The organism is Aerococcus sp. L_32 (assembly GCF_050689315.1).
This window is the reverse complement of the sequence record NZ_JBOEQF010000415.1, coordinates 1-1,653: the sequence shown is the minus strand read 5'-3', so window position 1 is coordinate 1,653 and position 1,653 is coordinate 1. Positions and strand designations below refer to the sequence as shown.

General features: G+C 40.8%; 1 protein-coding gene. It reads right to left on the bottom strand.

The window, feature by feature from the left end:
* Positions 1-93: 93 nt before the first annotated feature.
* A partial coding sequence (locus ACRCJ0_RS13525; protein WP_431390756.1) for an ABC1 kinase family protein occupies positions 94-1,653 on the bottom strand: 1,560 nt, incomplete at its 5' end.

The following is a 1,653-nucleotide window of genomic DNA, read 5'->3' as shown; positions in this document are numbered from 1 at the left end:
CTAAATAAAGAAACAGGCGGTGTTCCGGATGAAATCTCATCTGGCATACCGCCTGTTTTTGTGGCTATTTCAATCGTGGCAAATTCAGGGTCGCTATTTCCTTCGGGCCCGCAGCATGGATATTAGTAGGATTAACCCGATAAACGCTGTGATGACGAAAAAGAAGATACCCAGCAATTCTGCATAATAGGTTTGTGCTGAGGTAATGATCAAAGTGGAGGCCAAGATAAGGGCGGATAGAATTACTCCAAAAATAATGCGGTTAATCATTGAGTTAATGTCCCGTATCCGGTCATCCACATTTTCAAAGGTTAGTCGTACATTCAAACGACCGTTATTGATGTTGTCCACTAAATTTTCTATCTTAGTTGGCATTCTTCTAGTGGTATTCAAGGTCCTAAAGGCTTCTCGTGCAACAGCATTCGGGTCCAAGAACTTCTCCCAGGGAATGGTGCCGCTAGACAAGAAGAAGGATTGAAAGATCGCCATAAAATCTAGATGTGGGTCTAAACTTTGGGCAACGCCCTGAACCATGGCAATGGTTTTCTCCAGTAAAATATATTCAGATGGGAAAATCAGCCCGTGTTTATGACCAAATTTTAGTAGGTCCTGGAAGATATCGTCAATTTCCAAGGCTTCCATCCCGGTGGTTAGGTAGCGGTTAAACAAGGTTTCAATGTCCCGGTATAAAACGACCTTGTCGACAGTTTTATTCTGTTTACAGATTTGCAGCAAGACATTGACTAAACCATCGATATCTTTACTGACTAAGGAAGTCAATATTTGAACCAGTAGCTGTTTTTGGCCGGGGGAAATTTTCCCCATCGCCCCAAAGTCAATAAAGACAATTTTCCCATCTTTAATCAGGATATTGCCGGCATGGGGGTCAGCGTGATAAAAGCCATCGTCAAATACCTGGTATAAATAGGACAAGACGAATTTGCTTGCTAAATCATTGAGGTCATAACCTTCTTCTTTTAAGGCAAAATGGCGACCGATTGAAATACCATCAATATATTCTTGAATCAACACTTGTCTGGTCGACAGACTTAAATAAGGAATCGGGTTCAAAATGGTTGTCCGCTGTCTGTGATTTTCTGCAAACAGCAACATATTATGTGCTTCATTGAGGAAATCAATTTCTTCTAAAATCTGAATCTTAATGTCTTTTAAAATTTCTACCGGGTTGATAATGACATCAATAAAAATCGATGGGATGGCTTCAACAACCCGAATAAAGATATTTAAATCGCGAATCAATTGGTCTTCAATTTCAGGTCGCTGGACCTTTACTACTACCTGCTCACCAGATTTCATCTGGGCCCGGTGGACTTGGGCAATTGAAGCTGAAGCCATAGGTTTCTTGGTGATGGTGGCAAAATCATCCTCAATATGCCGGCCTACAGACTCAAAATACTCTTGTTGAATAATGTCATAGGGGATGGGCAGGGTATCTTCTTGCAACTTCTCTAATTCCACTAAATATTCTGTCGACAAGAGGTCACTTCTAGTCGATAAAATTTGCCCAATCTTAATAAAACTAGGGCCTAATTCTTCAAAAGCTTGTTTTAGGGCTCTAGGTCGATCGTCTTCTTCATTCTTTTTCAGTCGATATCGTATTTCACCAAATCCGTAACGTCCTAATATGGAGAC